The sequence below is a fragment of the Ilumatobacteraceae bacterium genome (genome assembly GCA_033344875.1).
Classification (GTDB): domain Bacteria; phylum Actinomycetota; class Acidimicrobiia; order Acidimicrobiales; family Ilumatobacteraceae; genus Ilumatobacter.
In genome coordinates this window covers 1,904,969-1,922,534 of sequence record JAWPMO010000001.1, presented here as the reverse complement: position 1 = coordinate 1,922,534, position 17,566 = coordinate 1,904,969, and the positions used below count along the sequence as shown (strand labels likewise).

Here is a 17,566-nt window from a genome sequence, read left to right as displayed (position 1 = left end):
ACGCCACGATCTTCGCTCCTGATACGGTGCGCTGCCATGCATGTCGTCGTCGCACCACACATCGACGACTGCGTCCTGTCGATGGGCGGTCGGCTGTTGGCGTGGCAGGCGCGGAACCTCGACGCCCGAGTCGTCTACGTCTTTCCGCTGTCGACGTGGACGAACCCCGATGCACCCGCGGCCGAGGCCGGGTCACGTCATGTGCCCAAGATCCGTCGGCGAGAGGCGATGACGGCCAGCGAACTGCTGGGCTTCGAAGCGAGGTTCCTCGACTTCTGGGATTGCGCCGATCGAGGCGGCCGCCGCGATCAGATACGCAAGTTCCTCATGACGGGCAAACCCGTGTACATGGGGCACCGAATGCTCCCGGCGATCAGGCGACGGCTCTCGCACCACATGAAGGCGGCCACGAACATCTATTTCCCGATCGCGTGCGGCGAGAACCCGCATCCGGACCACGTCATACTGCGAGACATCGGACTCGAGCACCGCCGGGCGGGGCTACCTGTGGCGTTCTACGAAGACCTGCCGTACGCAGCAGCGGGCACGCCTGAGCACACCGTTCCCGACGACGTCCTGTCGCAGTTGGCACCTGTCGATGAGGTGATCGACCTCGATGCCAAACTGGAACTCTCCCAGACCTTCGCCAGCCAGGTGTCCGACGCATGGCTGGACTCGGTGAGGTCGCACGCGCTTGCGCTGGGTGGGCACGAGCCGGTCGAACGAGTCTGGGCGTGAACGGCGCTTCTCACGTCTCCGATTCGCGCTGATGCGCCGCGATCTCGGGCACCTCGAGGCCCGCGCGTAGCCCGGTCCCCACGCCGCGGACGAAGGCGAGGAACCGCCGGATGTGGAGCGGCCTGCGACCACGGATCAGCCGAGTTGTCATCTCCGCCACGTTGCGGGCAATCATCACCACGCTGATCGCGGCCGCACGCCAATCACCGTGGCGAACATGCTTCCCGTACCCGACACCGATGGCGAAGAAGCTGTTGACGACCAGCCGTCGAGCGACGTCGTCGTCGAGCGTGCGCCTGCCATGGTGGATCAGCTTCCACGAGGGAACACGTCGGACCGCGACCCCTGATCGGAGTGCTCGATACGCGAACTCGCAATCCTCGCCCGTATAAAACACCCCGCCCGGTCCGAGCATCTCGTCGAACCCGCCGATTCGCTCGACCACCGATCGCTCGACCACCATGCTCGCACCCATGCCGAGCAGGGTAGGAACCAGGATCTGGCCAGGTTCAATGGTTTCGTCCGTGTCGAACTCGAGCGTCGGGATGAAGTACTCGCTCGGGTCGTGACCTGCCGCCTCGACGTTCCCGAACGCCAAGCCGACGTCACCGTCGAGCGCCGCGACCGCCCTGGCGAGCCAACCCGCGGGAAGTTCACAGTCGTCGTCGGTGAAGGCCACGATCGGAGCGGTCGTGGCCCGGAGGCCGGTGTTGAGCGCTCGGCTCTTGCCGACGCGGTCGTCGTCGATCACGACGAACCGGTCGTCGTCCAGCGTCGCGAACAGCACTCGGTTGGCGGTTCGATCGCCACTCTGATCGACCACGATGCACCGAAATCTCGGACCCTGCTGGGCGGCGACGGTGGGGATCATCATCGCCAAGTCGGTGGGACGATCCTTCGTACAGACCAAGAGGTCGATCTCCGGCTGTGCTTCGATAGTCGGAACGGTAGCAGGACGACGCGGCGACCGGCACGGGTCTGGCGTCGGTGAGTCGATCTCGACCGTTAACGTGGCAGCATGCGGACGGCGGTGGGCTCAGACGACGGTACGAGGGGCCGAGCCCCCGATGCGTGACGTTCTCAGCGTTGCCTTCGCGCTCGAGCAACACGTCGGCCACCGCACCTACGCCGAGAATCTCCGGCAGGCCGTTGACGGCCGAACCGGCCTCGATGCGACCTGGATCCCGGTGACTTACGGGGCGGACCGCGCCGGAAGCCGGCCGTTCGGTCGATTCCAACCGTCGGTCGATGCTCGACGCGAGATCCGCAGCGGACTGCGTTCGGCCGATGCAGACATCAACGTGTTCAACACCCAAGTCCCGGCCGCGCTCGGGGGGCGAGAGGCGAGGTCGCGCCCCTACATCGTGATCACGGACGTGACGCCGGTGCAGTACGACCAGATGGCCGTCGGCTACGGCCACGAGCCCGACCGGCCCGGTCCGATGCGCTGGTGGAAGCACCGGGTCAACACCCAGGTCTTCGCCGGAGCTGCACGATGTGTCGGCTGGAGTTCGTGGGCTGCCAGTTCGATCATCGACGACTATGGCGTCGACCCCGACCTCGTCTCGATCGTCCCGCCTGGGGTCGACACGGAGACATGGAGTCCGTCTCCGGATCGCCGGCCGCACGGTCGACCGAGAATCCTGTTCGTCGGCGGCGAGTTCGAACGCAAGGGCGGTGATCTGTTGCTGGAGGCCTACCGCACCATCGCCGACCGCTGTGATCTGTGGGTGGTCACCAAGTCGGCGGTGCCGTCGATGGACGGGGTCCACGTGGTGGACGACCTCGGCCCCAACGATGTACGACTGATCGAGTTGTTCCGGAGTGCCTGCGTGTTCGCCTTGCCGAGTCGTGCCGAGACATTCGGCATAGCGGCTCTGGAGGCAGCCAGCACCGGCCTCCCCGTGGTGGCTTCCCGAATCGGCGGCCTGGAAGACATCGTGAGCGACGACGAGACCGGATTCACGATCCCGGTGGGCGACGTCGACGCCCTCGCAGCAGCGCTCACACGCTTGGTCGACGACGAATCGCTCCAACGCCGGATGAGCGTCGCCGCGCGGCAGCGGGCCACCGAGCGCTACGATGCACGTCGGAACGCCGACGAACTGATCGCGATCGTTCGCGAGAGTGTGACCGCCCGGACGGGCTGAGGTTCAGGACGGGGATCTGCGGAAGATCACGAGGCGACGAAAGTCCCGAACCGAGCCCAGTTCCTCGGTGACGCCCCGGTGGTACTCCAGGCAATACTGCGCACTCAACACATAACCCATGATCTTCCGGCGGCGGCCTTCTGGGTATGCCTCCACGAGCGCCGCCAGTCGGCGGGTCACGAAGCAATCGATCGGTCCACTCGCCAAGGCCAGCTGAGTGAGCACACGCAAGGTGAAGTGGTGGGCGCTGTAGCTCTCCCTGATCACCCCGTAGATGAATCGGTGCCCGAGATCGCGGGCGAAGACGACATCGTTGTGTCCGTACACGCGAGCGGTGTCGATCCACGCCTCGTGGGAACGTTCGGCATAGTGCAGACCGACGGCGCGCGGCTCGTACCGGAATGCCAGTCCGTTGTCGTCGAGCCGAAACGCGAGCTCGACGTCCTCGGCCCGCCGGAATCGGCTGTCGAAACCGCCCGCTGCATCGAAGTCAGCCCGCAGCAGCGATGCGTTCCCGGTGTAGAACTGCCGTGCCGTCGCCGCGTACTTGCCCTTCTCCATCGCCTGGTACTGCTTCGCCAACATCCGCTGTTCCCAGACCACCCATGAGGTCATTGCGTGGTCGGGAGGGTCGAGCATCGGCCCGATGACGACCACACCACCGTCAAAGCGCGCGTGGGCATCCAGGTGGGCCTGTAGCAGGCCGGGGTCGGCCACCACGTCGTCGTCGAGAAAGAGGATGAGGCGCCCTCGGGCACGTTGGACGCCGTGGTTTCGTGTCGCTGCCGGCCCCTGGTTCTCCTGCGTCACCGCAACGACGGGTAGTGGCAGCTGCTCACTGCGGAGGTATTCGTCGGTGCCATCCGTCGATCCGTCGGACACCACGATCACCTCGTAGTCGGCTGCGACCTCCTGATTCGCCAATGACGTCAGCACTCGGTGGAGCCGCTCACACCGATTGAAGGTCGGAACGACGACGCTGATCGCCGGCTCGATGCTGCTCATCAGGTGTCTCGGGGCGGGATGGCCGACGTTATTTTGCTGGCTCCGCCGTCCGCCGACGACCGCTCGGGAACATCGATCACTGTGACCCGGCGGCGTCGCCAGACGTGTGACGAGGTTGCCACCGCCGACACACGCAGGTCACATCCGGTTCGACGCTGCGGTACAGGTTCGATTCGACCGTACGACCGTCGGGGAGATGACGCACCGACGTCGAATCATCCGGTTCTCTGCCCGCACGCTCCGACACTTTGTGGACGCCGACGTTCGTCACTTCTGTGTGGAACTGGGCCACTTCGTAGCCGAGGTGCCGATGAAGGAAGGCGGCCCCGGCCACACCAATCGACATCGCCAATCCTGCCCGACGCTGATCAGGTCGCAGTCCCAGACTGCCCTCGGCCACACCGTCTTCGTCGAACGTCATCCACGCATGACCGACGATCTCGCTTGATCCCATGCGGCGCACACCGAACATGAGGAACTCGCCGAGCCACGGCTGCGGGCGCGGGTCGTATCGCACCCGCCGGGGGTCAGGACCCATCAGGTCGGCGATCCACTCCGGCTGCCAACCGAGATAACGCTGGGCGCCGGGGTCGGTGATACATCGCTGCACCGTCCGGGTCTGACGGACCTGAGGTGTGAACAGCTCGACGCCGCCGCCCTCGATCGAGTGGTACCTCGGGTAACACCTGACGAGCCAGGTACCGTTCCGCGAAATCACTTGCCGCACACTCCCAGCCTATGCGAGCCAAGTACCACCCAGACCGCACCGGTCTCGTCGATCAGGTCTCCCGCGCTGCTCAGTGAGCCTTCCGAGCGACCGAACGTAGGCTCCGGGCGACGACGCGTCCCGCTCGCTTGCCACCGCGACCGAGACGCACCACCGGTGATTCACGGCGCCAGATCTGGAGTGGGGTGTCGCTCGCACCCATGCGTCGCTTGTACTCGACGACCTGAGGCTGATCGCCGCTGGTGTTGAGGTCGTACACCGAGTAGCCGCGTGCAGCGGCGTCTCGCATCACCTCGATGTCGGCAATCGGGATGACCCGGTATTTCAGGAACTCCCGACGGGCTGTGCCGTGCCACAGCACCGCGTGACGGTTCCAGTAGAACACCAGCCGACCGCCGGCCACCTCACCGTCGACTCGAGCGATCCACATCTTGATCAGATCGGGGTGCAGTCGGGCGGCGGCATGGATCCGCTCGAAGACCTCCCACCCGTACCCGTAATCCAAACTTTCACCCCAACGGAGGATCGCGTCTTGATACGCATCGAAGGCCGACCGGTAGTCGGCCAGACTGTCGCTCTCGGAGACCGAAACACCCTTGCGAATCCCGCTGCGGTGGTACTCACGGATCCGGCGCGGCATCCGTTGGTAGGCGGCGTCGAACCCGTCCTCCAGATCGATCAGCCAGGCGCTCTCCGGCCGTGCCGTCGCGTGAGCGGTGAACTCGGGCCCGAGTCGGTATTGACGCAATGGCGACTCCAGGAACTGGAACGACAACGTCGATCGGCTCATTACTCGCAGGTACACCTGGGTCGCCTCGTCCGGTGAGACCGGCCCGTCGGCGATCAAGCCCCCGTAGCAGCCCGTCGCTGTCGAGATGACATGCCGCATCGGTCCCGGTCGTCCGACCCCGACGAGGGGGACGACCACCCGCACTCCAGATTCGAGCTCGAAGGACCGGGTGAAATCGGATGTCGCTCCGAGTACATCGCAGGAGATCTCGGACCACAGGGGCGTCTGGAAGAACGTCGCCGCCGGGTCGGCCCGCGCCACCTCGTACCAGTGCTTGTGGTCCACGTTTCCCTCACTTCCGGTCGAACCTACCCGATCGACCACGAGCCAGACGGCCTGAGTACGGGCGCGTCGCTGTGCCTGGCCGTCCCGATCGGTACGAGGTCACAACCCGACGGACTTCCAGCGCGCCAGCCATCGCCGCCACCGCAATCGGTGACGGATCCGACCGAGATGGTCGGCGCGCGCTCGTCCGGCTTCCGTCGTTCTCGCCCCGATTCTGCTCGCGGCTCCGCCGATCTCGCGAGCGGCGGACCGCAGCCCGACAACCACCGACGCGTCGGCATCGCGTTCCTGTGCCCGGCGGATCTCATGGCGCGCTTCCGTCATCAGGGACCGCCGAGAGAGGCGCCTCCAGCGCTCCCGGGTCGCATCGGCCGCCTGGCTCCCTTCGATCGCTCGGTCGAAGGCCTTCCACCGCTCCGACAGGTTGACGGACGCATCGCCGAACTCGACGACCGACATGTTCTGATCGTGCTTGCGGTAATAGGCGAACGGAGGGCCGGCCACGTATGCCACGTCCGATGCCATCGCCGCTCGTAACCACATGTTCAGGTCGCTCGTGTGCCGACACTCGGGGTCGTAACCACCGATCGCCCGTTGTACCGACATCCGGACGAGTACTTCGGGTGAGGCGATCAGATTGATGCCTTGCCGGCAGCGTTCCGTCACCCAGTCGACGCCGCGGTGAACGTGGATATCGCCTGCTGGTCCTGGCCCGGCCAGTGCAAGGTACCGGTCCTCGTTCGGCAGGGTCGACGGATCGGTGAACTCTTCGCGCTGGCCGAAGACCATGCCGACCTGCGGGTACGACTCGAACGCCTGCGCCGCTCGAGACAACGTTCCTGGGGCGACACAGTCGTCCGCCGAGAGCACCAGGAGCAGATCTCCTTGTGCCTCTGTGATCCCGTCATTGATCGTTCGAATCAGTCCCTGATTGCTCGAATGAGAGGCGACTCGCACCGACGGAAAGTCCGCAGCCAGGGCCGCGGCGACCTCCGGCGTCTCGTCGGTGGAGCAGTCGTCCACGATGATTACCTCGACTTCGACGCCGGGCTGATGAACGACGGATACCACTGCGGCCGTCAGGAACCGGGCGTAGTTGTAACAGGGAATGACAACGCTGATCGTGGGTAGGGCCACCGTGAAACCGTACTGCCCGCTGTTACCTTGGCGCCGTGTTCGCGGGAGACCACCCATGACCCTGAGCGCTGGTGCGCATCCGGCGACAGTCGTCGTGTGCACCCGCGACCGGCCAGGCAGCCTGCCGACGACGATCGAATCGATCCTCGCCAACGACGGTGACTTCAGGCTGATCGTGGTCGACCAGAGCAGTGACGGTCAGAGCGCCGACTACCTGGCAACGCTCGACGACGAACGACTCCGCGTGGTGCCGACATCGACCGTCGGTCTGAGCCGTGCCCGGAACATCGGTCTCGCCGCGTCCGACAGCGATCTGATCCTGATGACCGACGATGACTGCGTCGTGTCGACCACCTGGGTCGCCGACATGACCACACAACTGCGCAGCGACGATCGAATCGCCGCCGTGTTCGGCGTCGTCGAAGCCGCTGATTATGACCAGACGCAGGGCTACGTGCCGGATGGCCCGATACCACAGGACCGAACGTTTTGCCGGGTGCGTCGCTACGACCCCTGCCATGGGATCGGCGCCTGCGTCGGGTTTCGGCGGTCAGCGGTGTTACAGGTCGGCGGCTTCGACCCGATGCTCGGCGCCGGCGCACCGCTCAAGAGCGCCGAAGAGATCGACGTGGTCCTGCGATTGCTGATTGCGGGTCACCACGTGCGACACAGCACGACACCGGTCGTCGTACATCACGGCTTCCGAACGTTCGAGGAGACGAAGTCGCTGGTACGGGGCTACATGCTCGGCACCGGGGCGGCGCATGGCCAGTTGCTCCGCCTCGGCCACCCCAGCGTGCTCCTGCCACTCGCCCGGGCGATCTGTGGGTCGTCGATCCCACCGGCCGTATCGGCGCTGCGAGCATTTCGTGTCCCTCCGATCCTCGGCCGAATCACCTCGACATGTCGTGGAATCTGGATCGGCGTGCGCATGACGCGGGTCATTGCGAGCGTAAGCGACGGGTGAGCTACACGGCATCCCGCTCGGGTTGTCGCTCGACGCATCCTCGCGAGGGATACCTTGGCGAGCGATGCACAGTGCGCATGACCATCAGCAGCGAATCGTCGCGATCTCTGCTACGAGATCGGCTGCTCGGTGCACGAGGTGACTGACGACGCGCCACCCGCTGCGGAGCACGGGGACTCGCTGGAGCGGGCATCATTCGGCCGAAACGTCGCACACATGATGTCGTCACAGGTGTTCACCTGGACGCTGGCCACGGTGACGTCATTCATCATCTCCCGCTACATCGGCGCTGCCGGCCGAGGTCAGGTCTCGGTCGCGACCGCGGTGTGGACCATCGGTGGTATCGCAATCGGTCTGGGACTGTCATCCGTACTCCAGCTCGAACTTGCGACGAATCGGGCAACCGGGCTGCGGCTCGTGGGACCGATACTCGTCGTGAGAACGGTCGCGTTCGTGCTCGTCGGAGGGGTGATCGCCCTCTACCTGTGGCTGACCGGTGCCGATCAAACGGTTGTCGGACTCGCCGCCATCGTGTCGGTGGGAGCGCTGCTGGGGACCTGGTCGGATGCACTCGGGTCGGTGTTCGTCGGGCTCGAACGAATGGCAGCCACCGCGCTCACCGCAGCGTCGGTGCGGGTCATCGGGACCCTCGGTGTGATCGCTGTCGTCGTGTTGGACCTCGGGATCTACGCGGTGGTGGCCGTGTCCGGCGTGGCCAGTCTGTGGGGGCTCTGCCAGCTGGCGCTCCGCTTTCGGCAGATCTCCTCGGTCCATCTGAGAGATTGGCCGTGGACAGCCCGTCAGATCGTTCGGGCCGGACTGCCGTTCGTGTCGGTGTTCGGTGCGTTGGTGCTGTATCAGCAGGTCGACGTGATCGTCATCTCTTTCGCTGCGTCGGACACGGAGCTCGGGTGGTACAGCGCATCGGACATCTTGTTCGGTTCGCTGCTGTTTCCCGCCACGGTCACGATGGGGGTGCTGTTCCCCACTCTCGGGCGTCGCTTCGCCGAGGACCCGCAGATGCTCGACGAGCTGGTCGAGAACGCCTTCTCCCGACTGCTGATCGCATCCGTTCCGATCGGTCTCGGCACCACGCTGACGGCGTCGACCGTGATGCCGCTGCTGAACGGCGATGATTACCGCCGAGCGAGCGACGTGTTGGCGGTCCTCGGGCCGGTCATCATCCTGACCTTCGGCACGATCCTGTTCGGCACGGTTGCGCTGGCGACACAACGCGGTTCCTTGTGGGCGATGGTGTTGGTTGGCGCGGCGGCGACGACGATCCCGCTGGACCTGTTGTTGGTGCCGCTGTTCCGAGACCGGTACGGGAACGGAGCGATCGGCGGGTCGGTCGCGTATCTCGTGACCGAGACGGTGCAGTTCGTGATCGGGTTGCTCCTCATCGCCCCCCATCTCCTCAATCGTCGAGTTGGCACGCGTGTCGTCAAAGTCGGTGCCGCAGGTGGTGCGATGTTCGCTACCGGATGGGCGCTCGAGGACACGCTGATGATCGCCCAAGTTGCTGTCTGTGCCGCGGTCTACGTGGCTGCGATTTTCCTGCTGCGGGTGCTCGACGACACCGAACGATCGATGGTGTCTGCCGGGATCGGACGTGTGCGATCACGATTCTGACCGTGAGGCGGTGGGCGATCGTGTGTCCCGATCAGGCAGGTGCCGAGAACGTGCGGACGACCCGGGCCGGTGACCCGACGGCAACGGAGTTCGCGGGGATGTCGTTCGTCACGATGCTCCCGATGCCGATGACCGAGTTCTCCCCGATCGTCACACCCGGGAACACGACGACGCGTGCACCGAGCCAGACATTGTCGCCGATCGTGATCGGAGCCGCGATGGGAGGGGCCAGTCGACGGTCCGGCTCGATGTGATGGAACGCGGTGTCCATGATCATGCAGTGCGGCCCGATCAGGCACCGTTCGCCGATGGTGACGCGTTCGAGCGCTACGATCGAGCAGCCGAAGTTCACGAGGCTTCGTGCCCCGATCTCGAGACGGCCACCACGCTCAGCGACGAGTTCGAGCCGAGCAACGGTGGACACGAGCTGTACTCGTTCGCCGATCACCAGTTCACCTCTGGTCACGACGACGGGCCGACCCCGCAAACGAGTCCTGCGCCCGACACTCGTTGCCGAACGCAGATGCCAGCCGGCACGAAGTGCTGCGATCCCATCGCTCACATTGCGCTTCAGGTTCGGGTCGAGATCGATCACGTCATCACGCCGATCCTGTCTCGGCGGCCGCCCTGAGTATCCCCGCGATGTGACCAGCGTTCCGACTGGCACTGTGTTCGGCGCGTACCAACGCTGAGGCGGCGGCCGCGATCCGGGTCCTCAGTTCTCGGTCGCTGACGAGCCGATCGAGCGACATCACGAGTTGCCCCACATCTCCGGGGTCGACGAGCAGGCCGGTCTGGCTGTCACGCACGATCTCAGGGATTGCTCCAACTCTCGACGAGACGAGGGCGAGCCCGGCGGCCGCGGCCTCGGGCAGGACCATCGGCAGACAGTCGCCACGTGTCGGAAGACAGAAGATCTGACATCGATGGTAGAGCTCGATCAGGTCGGCGCTGTTGGGAGTCATGGTGCTGTGCACGTTGACGCCCGGGGGTGGAGCGACCGGTCGCGGCGTCACGAGATGGAGCTCGACGTTGGCTCCGTGGATCGCTCGGAGCTGAGCGAATGCTGCCAGCAGATCGTGACCACCCTTGCGTGCCAGGTCGCCGCCGACGAACAGGATCCGTGTGGTTCCGTCGTCGGGGGTCGCGTCCGGAGCCGTCCAGCGTTCGACGTCGACGCCCGGTGGGATCACCGTGATCCGGTGCGGATCGATGCCGTAGTCATCGACGAGGCTCTCCTTTGTCCACGCTGCCCACGTAATGAGGTGGGCAGCACGCTCGAAGCATCGACGGTTCAGTTCCGTCTTGAGACGTTCGGTTGTCGGGCGGCCGACCGCGTGGTCGTAGTGCTCGCCGAGAGCGTCGTACTGCCGCGGAGTGGCATCCAGCGAGACGACCGTCGGTACGGCCTGCATCTCGCTGCGCAACAACACGGCCGGCACCTGGGTGTGGACGAGCCGCACATCCGGATGCCCGCGCCCGGCCGTGGATTCGGCTCGGAGCGCCGCCTTCGCCCGGATCCCGGCTCGTATCGTCCAGTTGCCGAATCCTGGTACTCGCCGCTTCCAACCATCGACATCGAATTCGATCGGGACGAAGTTCACGTCCAGACCGGTCTCGGGTAGCAGACGACGAAGATTCTGACTGTGCGTGACGTGGCCGAGCGTCTGCTCGACCACGACCTGACAACGGAGCGGACGACCACGCGGCGCCGGGCGGTCTGATGGGGTCACGTCACGACGGTAGCCGGGCGTACCGCTGGACAGACGAGTATCGACCCACCCGACGGCACCCCGGGGCCGACGACCGCGGCCAGAGCCGATGAGTTCGGTGTGGTGACGACGAAGAACATGACGATTGCGTTACGATTCGCCAGGGCGATGTCGAGGACGTCGGTACGCCACCGACGAAAGGAACTGAGATGCGATCTCGTACGTCTGTGGCTCTGGCCGCACTCTTGATAGCGACCTCTGCTTGGAGCGCTCAGCCCGGCGAGGTCGAAGCCGCTGTGGCGGCCGACCCTCCGCATCGGGTGCTCGACACCCGGGTGGGTCTGGGCTCGTCGGTGGGAAAGGTGCGACCGGGTGCAGCGCTCAGATTGCAGATCGACGAGGTCCCCGAGCGGGCCGGTACGGCGGTGATGCTGAACTTGACCAGCGATCAGGCGGAGGCGCCCGGATTCGTGTCGGCGTGGCCGTGCGACGAGGACCCGACCGACACGTCGATCCTCAACGTGTTCCCAGGTCGAGCCATCCCGAACGCCGTGGCGCTCGCGTACGGATCCGCCGGCTTGTGCTTCTCGTCGACGACGCCGGTGCACCTGATCGCGGACCTGACGAGCGTCACGACCTCGGGCGACTTCATGGCGACCGCGCCCGCTCGACGATTCGACAGCCGCGACGGCCGCCGGTTCTCCGCTGGCGAGGAACGCCGGTTCCGAATCGGCGGTTGGGGAGCGATACCCGCCGACGCAGCCGCGGCTGCGTTCAACGTGACGGTCGTCGATCCAGCTGCCGACGGCTTCGTGCTCGTCGAGCCGTGTGATGGCGACTCGTCGGCGTCGACGATGAACTTCCGCCGCGGGGAGATCGTCCCGCACTTCACGTTCAGCGCGTTCGCCGATGGCGACGTGTGCGTGACGTCGCTCGTCGACACCGATCTGGTCATCGACGTGTTCGGCTGGATGGGGGCAGACAGCGAAATCGAACTGATCTCACCCAACCGGGCGCTCGACACGCGCACCGGCTTCGGTGGCACCAGGGGCGCACTTCGTGATGGTGAGGTGGCCGCAGTCCAGGTCGCAGGTCGAGCCGGGACCAAGCGGGGGGCCACGAACGCGGTCCTCAACATCGTCGGGGTGGATGCGGCTGCACTCGGGTTCGTCAACGCATGGCCGTGCGACGAGCCCGAACCAAACTCGTCGGTGCTGAACCTGTGGCCCGGTGCGGTGCGGGCGAACCAGATCGTCGTCGCCCTGTCCGACTCGGGCGAGGTCTGTCTGAGCGCGATGCTCGTCGACGCGAGTCGGGTGCACGTCGTGGTGGACGTGGTCGGTTACACCGGCGGGGTCGGAGACCCGGTTCCGCCCGAGGAGCCGCCGCCCGACGACCCGCCACCGCCGATCCCGCCGCCCGACGACCCGCCCTCGTCGGGTCGGTTCGAGACGCTGCCCGCGGGTTCGGCGTTGCCGTCCGGCGCCGAGTGCGCTGCCAGGGTGCGCCCTGCCGCGGAGGTGCGGCCGGAGAACGCCGCGCAGAATCAAACGCGGGGTGTGATCCCGGCCGGCGGCACGGAGTGGCTCGATTTCCAGGAGAGCTGGTCGCCGTTCGATCGGGTCGACGGCGACTTCGTCGGGACGACCGATGAGATCCTGCAGTGGGCGGCGTGCAAGTGGGGGATCGACGAAGATGTGGTGCGGGCCCAGATCGTGACCGAGTCGTGGTGGAAGATGTCGGCGAACGGTGACGGTGGCGACTCGTACGGTCTGGGGCAGGTTCGGGTGCCGTATCACGGCAATCGGCCGGGTTCCGGCGACAACGGTGCGTTCCAGAACGACAACGCGATCCGGTCGTCCGCGTACAACGTCGACTACACGTACGCGGTGTGGCGCGGCTGCTTCGAGCAGCAGTACAACTGGCTGGGCGACACCCGTGGCGACCTGTGGGGATGCGCCGGGTCGTGGTTCAGCGGGCAGTTCCGAGACCCCGCAGGCTTGGAGTACATCGGTGTCGTCCAGGGCCATCTGAACGACCGGACGTGGGAGACGGCCCCGTTCGTCAACGGGTGAATCGTTCGGCCCGCCGTCTCATTTCGATGAGCCTGGTTGCTCTGTGTCAAGACTTTGTGAGCTGAGAGCCGCGCCCACGCCGAACAATTCACTCCATGCGTTCGGGCGAACGCGATGGGCGCCGAACGGCCCGGAAACTGAGAGAATAACCTGGATCCCCGGCCTTTCTTGGTGGTAGGAATGGTCATTGAACCCGGCGGAAGGGGCAGATGATCAAAATGAGCGGGCAGTTGGCGGTACGAAACCCGGAAGCGGGGGACCACAATACTTCACATCGAGTTGACAATCTCGAGTTCACAGATGTGACAGCGGGCGATGCCGGTGCGTCCGTGCGACGTCGCCTCGTGCTCGCCGACTTCGTGGCCGTGCTCGCCGGCTTCGCCACGGCGTTCGTCGTGCTCCAGACTGTCAGGCCGACCACCGATCGCATCGTCGCCTTCCACATGCTGCTCATGGTGCTCAGCCTGCCGGGCTTCGCCTTCGGCGCTGCCACGACGCTCCTGCACCGGGCCCGCGCCAACGAGCGGCGTTCACAGGAAGCGGTGAACATCGTCCTCACCGTCGGCATCGGTGTGGCCGTCATGGTCACCTTCGGGTTCGCGCTGAAGTTCCAGACGTTGTCCCGTCTGTGGGTGGTGGCCGTCATGGTCGCAGTCACCGGGTTCCTGCTCGTCGAGCGCGCGATCGCTCGCAAGGTGTTCGCCCGGCTCCGCCACGAAGGCCGCCTCTGTCGTCGTATCGTCATCGTCGGCACCGACGCCCACGCGATCGGTCTCTTGCACACTTATCAGCGCAACCCGGACCTCGGCTATCAGGTCGTCGGGTTCGTCGGAGACGACGACATCGGCAACCGTGGCGGTGTCGAGGTGCTCGGCCCGATCGATGCGCTCGGCGAGATCCTCGAGGCGCACCAGGCCGTCGGCGTCGTGGTGTCGCTGTCGTCGATCGAGGATCGTGACGTGAACCAACTGACCCGCCGCCTGACCGACCACGGCTACCACGTCGCGATCTCGTCGAGCCTGGCCGACATCGACGTGACGCGGCTGCGCCCCCAGGCGATCGATGGTCGCACGATGATCTACGTCGAACCGGTCATCCGCAACGGCTGGCGGGCCGATGCCAAGCGTGTGTTCGACGTCACGACCGCCGCCCTCGTCCTGTTGATGACGGCGCCGCTCTGGCTGGCGGCCATCATCGCCATCAAACTCGACTCGTCCGGACCGGTGCTGTTCCGCCAGACCCGTGTCGGCCGCGACGGCGAGCTGTTCACGATCCTCAAGCTCCGCACGATGGTCGTCGATGCCGAGGCTCGTCGGCTCGAGTTGCTCGATCAGAACGAAGCGGACGGACCGCTCTTCAAGATGGCTCACGATCCGCGGATCACCAGGATCGGCCGGCTGCTGCGCAAACTGTCGATCGACGAACTCCCGCAACTGTTGTGCGTGATCCGAGGCTCGATGAGCATGGTAGGGCCGCGTCCCGCCCTTCCCGACGAGGTGGACGAGTGGGACGAGTCCCTCCGCGACCGCCTCCGCGTGCTGCCCGGTCTGACCGGGATGTGGCAGGTGTCGGGACGTTCCGATTCGTCGTTCGAGCAGTACCGACGCCTCGACCTCTACTACGTCGACAACTGGTCGCTGTTGCACGATCTCCGCATCTGTCTACGCACCGTCGGTGTGGTCGCGCTGGGCCGGGGTGCCGTCTGATGACCGATCACGAGCGGATCGCACACGACATGACCGAATCCAGCGGGTTGCGCGTCGCCATCATCGGCACCGGATACGTCGGGCTGACCACGGGTGCGTGCCTGGCCCACCTCGGGGCGCGGGTCTCTTGCTGTGACATCGATGCGGCCAAGGTCGAACTGCTGCGAAGCGGTGAGGTGCCGATCGTCGAGCACGGACTCGCCGACCTGCTCAGGCCCTCACTCGAATCCCGCCGCCTCACGTTCGAGGTCGGCAACGAATCGGCATCCGATGCCGATGTCGTGTTCCTCTGTGTTCCGACACCACAGGACGATGACGGGTCGGCCGACCTCAGCTACGTCCGTGCGGCGGCCGCCGAGATCGGGCCGATGCTCCGACCTGGGGCGGTGGTGGTGAACAAGTCGACCGTGCCGGTCGGTTCGTTCCACATCGTCGGCGAGACGCTCGACCGAACCGACGTGACGGTGGTGTCGAACCCCGAGTTCCTCCGCGAAGGCACAGCGGTCCACGACTTCCTCCATCCCGACCGCGTGGTGATCGGATCCGACGACGAGCGCGCCGCCCAGGTCGTCGCCTCGCTGTACGCAGCACTCGACACCGAGTTCGTGTTCACCGACCCCACCTCGGCCGAACTGATCAAGTACGCCGCCAACGGCTTTCTCGCCATGAAGATCTCGTTCGTCAACAGCGTCGCAGCCCTGTGCGAACACGTCGGCGCGGACGTGGCGAGCGTGGTCGACGGCATCGGGTCCGACCACCGGATCGGTACGTCATTCCTGCAGCCGGGTCCGGGTTGGGGTGGCAGCTGCTTCCCCAAGGATTCACGTGCGCTCGTGTCGACTGCCGCCGAGCACGGCTACGACTTCTCGCTGATGCGCGGCGTGATCGACATCAACGAACAGCAGTACCAGCGGATGGTCGACAAGGTGATGCGTGCCGCCCGTCGCGGGGTTGCACTCGACGGCGTCGTGGTCGGTGCACTCGGGCTGACGTTCAAGGCGGGTACCGACGATCTGCGCGAGTCGCCCAGCCTGCGCGTGCTCGAGACCTTGCGGGCACGCGGCGCCACCATCCGGGCGTACGACCCGACCACGACCGGTGATCTCAATGCCGTGCAGCACGATCGCCTCGCCGGCTTCGAACTCCAGGCGTCGGCGCTCGACGCGATCGATGGTGCGGACGTGACGGTGGTGCTCACCGAATGGCCTGAATTCACCGAGCTCGACCTCGACAAGGTCGCCGCCGTGATGCGTGGCGACGCGGTGGTCGACTGCCGGAACCTGCTCGACGGCGCCGCCTGTCGCGCCGCCGGGCTCTACTACGACGGCGTGGGTCGGTCATGAGCGCCCACCGCTCCGTCGTCGCCGGTGGGGCCGGCTTTCTCGGGTCGCACCTGTGCGACCTGCTCATCGAGCGTGGCGACCACGTGCTGTGCGTCGACGACTGCAGCACCGGCACGACCGACAACGTCGCCCACCTCGTCGGTCACGACCGATTCCAGTTCGTCGAGCACGACGTCGTCCGGCCCGGCCTCGACGAGATCGTGCGCTCGGCCTGGGGGTCAGAGCCGGTCACCCGGGTGCTCCATCTCGCCAGCCCGGCATCGCCGCCCGAGTACCTGCGGCGCCCGATCGACACCCTCGACGTCGGCAGCATCGGCACCCGCCAGCTCCTCGAACTCGCGCGCACCCACGGCGCACGTTTCTTCCTCGCGTCGACCAGCGAGGTGTACGGCGATCCACTGGTGCACCCGCAACCCGAGACGTATTGGGGCAACGTGAACCCGATCGGTGAGCGATCGGTGTACGACGAGGCGAAGCGGTTCGCTGAGGCGCTCACGATGGCTTACCACCGCTCCCACGGCCTCGACATCCGGATCGCTCGGATCTTCAACACCTACGGTCCGCGCATGCAGGCCGACGACGGTCGGGTCGTCACCAACTTCGTGAACCAGGCGCTGCGCGGCGATCCGCTGACGGTGTTCGGCGACGGCAGCCAGACACGGAGTTTCTGCTACGTCGACGATGAGGTGCGGGGGTTGCTGGCCGTGCTCGAGGGGCCGCTGACGGGCCCGGTCAACGTCGGAAACCCCGCCGAGTTCACGATGGTCGAGTTCGCGGAGCTCGTGCTCGAACTCACCGGATCGAGCTCGACGATCGAGCAACGTGCGCTGCCGTCCGACGATCCCAAGTTGAGGCAGCCCGACATCGCGATCGCACGCGATCGTCTGGGATGGGAACCGACCATTCAACTGGGTGACGGGCTCGAACGGACCATCGCCTGGTTTCGCGAGCGTCAGCCGGCAGCAACCGGCATCGGTTGACCCCTGGCACGCCCTCGACGCGCAACCGACGCGACGACCTTCCGCTCCGTGAGCGAACGGAGCGGCGCGTGCAACTCCGACGCAGATCCTCATGGTCGGTCATCGACGACCCGGCCTGACACCGAGACGCGGGGTCGATCGGGCGACGCGCTGGTGACCAGAACGTCACGAACGCGAGAAGGCAGAACTCCATCGATGTGCCGATGTGCCGATGTGCATCGCGGAATACAGACGGAGCGCACCCTGGTGAACGACACGACCACCGTCTGCAGCGACCTGCGACCGTCGTCCCAACCGGTGTCGAAGCCGAATGGCGCAC

15 protein-coding genes are annotated in these 17,566 nt (G+C 65.9%); 8 read left to right on the top strand and 7 right to left on the bottom strand.

The window, feature by feature from the left end; translation table 11 throughout:
- The first annotated feature begins 36 nt into the window (after positions 1-36).
- Positions 37-738: a PIG-L family deacetylase gene (locus R8G01_09145; GenBank protein MDW3214148.1), complete on the top strand. Its 702-nt coding sequence runs from the start codon at positions 37-39 to the stop codon at positions 736-738.
- A 10-nt stretch (positions 739-748) separates the two neighbouring features.
- On the opposite strand, the gene R8G01_09140 is transcribed toward R8G01_09145, so the two are convergent.
- Positions 749-1,648: a glycosyltransferase family A protein gene (locus R8G01_09140; protein MDW3214147.1), complete on the bottom strand. Its 900-nt coding sequence runs from the start codon at positions 1,646-1,648 to the stop codon at positions 749-751.
- 157 nt (positions 1,649-1,805) lie between these two features.
- Here R8G01_09140 and R8G01_09135 point away from each other — a divergent pair, with 157 nt between their 5' ends.
- The gene (locus R8G01_09135) at positions 1,806-2,888 is read left to right on the top strand and encodes a glycosyltransferase family 4 protein (protein ID MDW3214146.1); all 1,083 of its coding nucleotides are present in this window, start codon (positions 1,806-1,808) and stop codon (positions 2,886-2,888) included.
- Between the two features lie 3 nt (positions 2,889-2,891).
- Here the strand turns inward: R8G01_09135 and R8G01_09130 are convergent, their stop codons facing one another.
- From R8G01_09130 to R8G01_09115, 4 genes are all read right to left on the bottom strand, one after another.
- Positions 2,892-3,893: a glycosyltransferase family 2 protein gene (locus R8G01_09130; GenBank protein ID MDW3214145.1), complete on the bottom strand. Its 1,002-nt coding sequence runs from the start codon at positions 3,891-3,893 to the stop codon at positions 2,892-2,894.
- A gap of 76 nt (positions 3,894-3,969) precedes the next feature.
- Positions 3,970-4,620: a GNAT family protein gene (locus tag R8G01_09125; GenBank protein ID MDW3214144.1), complete on the bottom strand. Its 651-nt coding sequence runs from the start codon at positions 4,618-4,620 to the stop codon at positions 3,970-3,972.
- Between the two features lie 70 nt (positions 4,621-4,690).
- Positions 4,691-5,695 carry a GNAT family N-acetyltransferase gene (locus R8G01_09120; protein ID MDW3214143.1) on the bottom strand — a complete coding sequence of 335 codons (1,005 nt, stop codon included), beginning with the start codon at positions 5,693-5,695 and terminating at the stop codon, positions 4,691-4,693.
- Positions 5,696-5,794: 99 nt separating this feature from the next.
- A complete protein-coding gene (locus R8G01_09115; protein MDW3214142.1) occupies positions 5,795-6,889 on the bottom strand; it encodes a glycosyltransferase family 2 protein in 1,095 nt (364 codons plus the stop codon).
- Here R8G01_09115 and R8G01_09110 point away from each other — a divergent pair.
- Together R8G01_09110 and R8G01_09105 are read left to right on the top strand one after the other, a co-directional pair.
- On the top strand, positions 6,888-7,799 hold the full coding sequence (locus R8G01_09110; protein MDW3214141.1) for a glycosyltransferase family A protein: 912 nt from the start codon (positions 6,888-6,890) through the stop codon (positions 7,797-7,799). The two genes, R8G01_09115 and R8G01_09110, sit on opposite strands and share 2 nt — an antisense overlap.
- A gap of 129 nt (positions 7,800-7,928) precedes the next feature.
- Positions 7,929-9,431, top strand: coding sequence for an oligosaccharide flippase family protein (locus R8G01_09105; GenBank protein MDW3214140.1), 1,503 nt, complete (start codon positions 7,929-7,931; stop codon positions 9,429-9,431).
- A 31-nt stretch (positions 9,432-9,462) separates the two neighbouring features.
- On the opposite strand, the gene R8G01_09100 is transcribed toward R8G01_09105, so the two are convergent.
- Together R8G01_09100 and R8G01_09095 are read right to left on the bottom strand one after the other, a co-directional pair.
- Complete coding sequence (locus R8G01_09100; protein ID MDW3214139.1) at positions 9,463-9,879, bottom strand: DapH/DapD/GlmU-related protein; 417 nt, start codon at positions 9,877-9,879, stop codon at positions 9,463-9,465.
- Positions 9,880-10,030: 151 nt separating this feature from the next.
- The gene (locus R8G01_09095; protein ID MDW3214138.1) at positions 10,031-11,164 is read right to left on the bottom strand and encodes a glycosyltransferase family 4 protein; all 1,134 of its coding nucleotides are present in this window, start codon (positions 11,162-11,164) and stop codon (positions 10,031-10,033) included.
- Between the two features lie 299 nt (positions 11,165-11,463).
- On the opposite strand from R8G01_09095, the gene R8G01_09090 reads away from it, so the two are divergent.
- The 4 genes from R8G01_09090 (at position 11,464) to R8G01_09075 (ending at position 17,247) form a co-directional block, all read left to right on the top strand.
- Positions 11,464-13,218 (top strand): hypothetical protein, encoded by a 1,755-nt coding sequence (locus R8G01_09090; GenBank protein ID MDW3214137.1) that lies wholly within the window; start codon positions 11,464-11,466, stop codon positions 13,216-13,218.
- A gap of 329 nt (positions 13,219-13,547) precedes the next feature.
- Complete coding sequence (locus tag R8G01_09085) at positions 13,548-14,924, top strand: sugar transferase (GenBank protein ID MDW3214136.1); 1,377 nt, start codon at positions 13,548-13,550, stop codon at positions 14,922-14,924.
- Positions 14,924-16,267, top strand: a complete 1,344-nt coding sequence (locus tag R8G01_09080; GenBank protein ID MDW3214135.1) for a UDP-glucose/GDP-mannose dehydrogenase family protein — start codon at positions 14,924-14,926, stop codon at positions 16,265-16,267. Before R8G01_09085 ends, R8G01_09080 begins: the two co-directional genes overlap by 1 nt.
- Entirely contained in the window at positions 16,264-17,247 is a 984-nt protein-coding gene (locus R8G01_09075) for a UDP-glucuronic acid decarboxylase family protein (protein ID MDW3214134.1), read from the top strand. The genes R8G01_09080 and R8G01_09075 overlap by 4 nt, the downstream gene beginning before the upstream one ends.
- Positions 17,248-17,566: the final 319 nt, after the last annotated feature.